This window comes from Candidatus Neomarinimicrobiota bacterium (genome assembly GCA_041862535.1).
GTDB lineage: Bacteria > Fidelibacterota > Marinisomatia > SCGC-AAA003-L08 > TS1B11.
The window spans coordinates 1-3,397 of sequence record JBGVTM010000170.1; the positions used below are offsets into that span (position 1 = coordinate 1).

Genomic DNA, 3,397 nt, shown 5'->3' on the forward strand with positions numbered 1-3,397 from the left:
GATGACATCAAAGAGCTATACCGCCAGGTCGAAAGCCTGAATGCCCTTGTGTTCCGAAATGAACTGGACACATCCGAGGTTGATCGTTATGTGGTGTTGGGAAGGGATATCCGGAACGACGAAGTGGTTGTCCGGCGGGGAGAAGAGCGGCTTTTCGGCTGTAAGATGTACCCGCTCCTATTTGGCCTTTTTTACGAGAATTGCGATAGCAGCCAGTGTTCCCATGTCGGGGGGATCAAGGTTATCGACCATGAAGGATTTGCGGGAACCCCACGGTATGTGGGTTGTGCCCCTGATACCAGCTCATGACTTATAAAGAAAATACCTATTGGCTGAACTCACACCGGGCGCTATACATAAGCGGTCCGGTAACAAGGAGGTATGCTATGCGACAGTCCGGTTTAAAACTCATCGGTATTATAATCCTCACTGCTCTGGTTCTGAGCTGCGAGAAAAACATCTACGAGGGACAGGACCCGTGGTCGAATGATCTGCTCCATGGTGACATCGTCGGCACCGTTAAGCAGCATAATAGCGGTGCTGAGGTCATCGTGAGTCAGGTCGAGCCGATCGAATCAACGGGAATCGATCCGGCCACCGGGAATTTCGCGATATTAGACCTGCGAACGGGCAATTACGACCTGACCATCCAGGCCGATAACTACCGCACCTACTTACACAAGAACGTCATGGTCAATCCCGGCGGCGTTACCTACATGGGCGAGATCGATCTTTCAACGGTTCCTGACCTGGTCTCCGACCATTATCCCGAGGATAAAGACGAGATGGTCTATTCGAGCCGGTGGCAGCGGATTAATATCTCTATCATCTTTACAAGGGATATGGATCGCGAGAGCGTCGAAGCGGCCTTTTCCACCGACCCGCCCACCGAGGGCATATTCTTCTGGGGCCGCTACACCCAGGCACCGAGCCCAAGGTATTATTACGACGATGCGCTATCTGGAACCGCCTGGGACGAAGGGGCCACCATTACGACGTACAGTAAAATCACGAGTGTGACCTATCAGATGGCGCAAAAGGACTCGTATCCCGATACGACCTACTATGTCACACTTAGCACCGAGGCGATGGACACCTCCGGCGTTCACCTTCGCTTCCCGCTGGAGTTCTCCTTCAGCACCGTCCAGTCATCCGTCAGCTATGCGGGCATCCAGACCCAACCTTTCCACGGCGATGTGGATGTCAATCTGATGACGAATTCAATCTTCGTCACCTTCCCCCGGCGGATGGACCCCGGTACAACCGAGGCGGCCGTCAGCATAAAACCGTCCCAGGAATTCTTCTTCCTCTGGCCCCAGAAAAATGTTCTCAAAATCTACACCGGTGCACCTCTTTTTGCTGAAACCAACTACGAAATCACTATCGCTAAAACGGCGGAGGATCTCGACGGCGTGCCGTTAGGTGACGATTTTGCCTTCTCCTTCGATACCGCTCCGGTTAGCGTGACCTCCACTTCACCAGGTAACTCTGAGGTCTATGTGAGCCCCGGCGCCAAGATCACGATGTGGTTCAATACCTTCATGGTGAAATCGAGTGTCGAAAGCGCCTTTTCCATCAAACCGAGCGTATCCGGTTCCTTGAGGTGGGGCACCGAGCATAATAGTGACGTGAAAAACGCTCTCACTTTCTGGCCATCATCCAATCTCAGGGTTAATACCCAGTACACCGTCACGCTCGGCACCCAGGCGAGCGACTTGCATGGGACCAGCCTGAAGGCACCCTACAGCTTCACTTTTATAACCAGACCGGAGCTGTGATATGTCTGCCGGATCAGGTGTCACAAGGAGGGCATAAAGCTGATGAGGGGTTGTATCCTGTTTTCCGCCATTATTGCGATGGTCATCCTTTTACCAAGCCCCATCGGAGCGACAGATACGCGGGTGGAGACGCTTGGTGCTTCGGCACTATTCCTGAAAGACGAGGATAACATCTGGTATTTCCCGGCTTCCTTGCTCCAATACCCCAACTTGCTGGTAATGAGCCTTGGCGGCCGCGCCAGTGAGCTTACACCGCAGTCCGAATTCTGGGCATCCGGAACCTACGCGCTACCACGGGGAATGGTTCTGGGAGTAGCGTTCGGAGCGGACGAAAAGCAGGTGACCTATGCACCGCTGGCTGCCGAAGAGCAGCTGCATCTGTTCTGGGGTATCCCCGCAGGAAGTAGAGGATTCGGCCTGCGCTTCAGCCGGTTCGGAGCTATTAATAATCGCGTTCCCTCTTATGAAAAGTCGGTCTCCGTCACCCAGGTTATCGCCGGCATTGAATCTGAAAGTGGTGCCGGAGATACTGTCGAAGCAGCTTTAGCCTACTGCGGCACAAACTTCAAAGACATCAGTAATGGGGAAAAAAGAAGTGAGCCTAAAGGTTACTATGAACTTGGCTTTCGGATGAGAAACACAGTAGAGCTGACGAATACGGTTAGAATTATCCCGGTTGTGACGGCAACAATAGGCGCTCGTGGTGCCCGGTTCTTTTCTTCCGGACAGGCTTCAGAAAGTGATAAGGAGGATTACTTTAGTGTTCGAATCGGTACCGCCTACGAGATCGCCCGCCCGGAAGATTTTTTAGTAATCTTTCATGCTTCCATATTGTATGACCGGACGGAGACGAGTCCGGTTAAAACGAAGGACATACTCTGGGATCTTCCTCGAGCGGGACTGGGAGTGGAGAAGTGGATCCGACCGTGGATTGCTCTTCGGGCAGGTGCAATCTTAAGGCTGCAGCTGCGCAACTTTGATGGATCTGGCGAGGGCTCCCCATTAAGGCAGACTCGGGTCTCGACGGCGCAGACTATCGGGCTCGCCCTCCGTATTGACGCTTTGCAGGTGGATTTTGCTGTCGAACCGGAACTGCTCAAAGAAGGTCTGTATTTCATGAGCGGGATGCAGGCACCGCTATTCACAAAAGTCACAATACGCTACAATTTCTGATTTTTGGTGAAAATGGCAGCAGGCTAAAAGATGGTAATGGCTGATGGTCAAAATCGGGATTGCGAGGTGCATGATACCCTCCATACCGGATTTGCCACCCCATCCAGGGAGCAGGGATCGGGAATCTCGTCTCTGACAGGAACATTGCAGGCAGACCAATTGTAAACCATTTATTGATGCCGGCAATGGCACCCATGAATAAATTTCGTCCTGAATCCCCCGTACTTGTAAAATTGGCTAATGAATCATGAATAAGTACTTTAAACACATCCCATTCGCCCTGTTCACTTTCGTCTCTATATCCGCAGCCAATATCATTAACATACCCGCCGACTCCAGCACTATTCAGGCTGGAATCAACGGCGCATCAACTGGCGACACCGTCCTCGTCCAGCCCGGCACCTACGTCGAGAACATCAACTTCAACGGCAAGAATATCGTAGTGG

The 3,397-nt window shown here is 52.3% G+C and carries 4 protein-coding genes; all 4 read left to right on the forward strand.

The features are described from left to right. Nucleotides 1–309, forward strand: a 309-nt coding sequence (locus ACETWG_06160; protein ID MFB0516171.1) for a hypothetical protein, incomplete at its 5' end; no start/stop codon positions are given. Nucleotides 310–386: 77 nt separating this feature from the next. Continuing rightward, complete coding sequence (locus tag ACETWG_06165) at nt 387–1,778, forward strand: Ig-like domain-containing protein (protein MFB0516172.1); 1,392 nt, start codon at nt 387–389, stop codon at nt 1,776–1,778. A 42-nt stretch (nt 1,779–1,820) separates the two neighbouring features. Then, the gene (locus ACETWG_06170; GenBank protein ID MFB0516173.1) at nt 1,821–2,951 is read left to right on the forward strand and encodes a hypothetical protein; all 1,131 of its coding nucleotides are present in this window, start codon (nt 1,821–1,823) and stop codon (nt 2,949–2,951) included. Between the two features lie 247 nt (nt 2,952–3,198). Continuing rightward, a partial coding sequence (locus ACETWG_06175; GenBank protein ID MFB0516174.1) for a hypothetical protein occupies nt 3,199–3,397 on the forward strand: 199 nt, incomplete at its 3' end.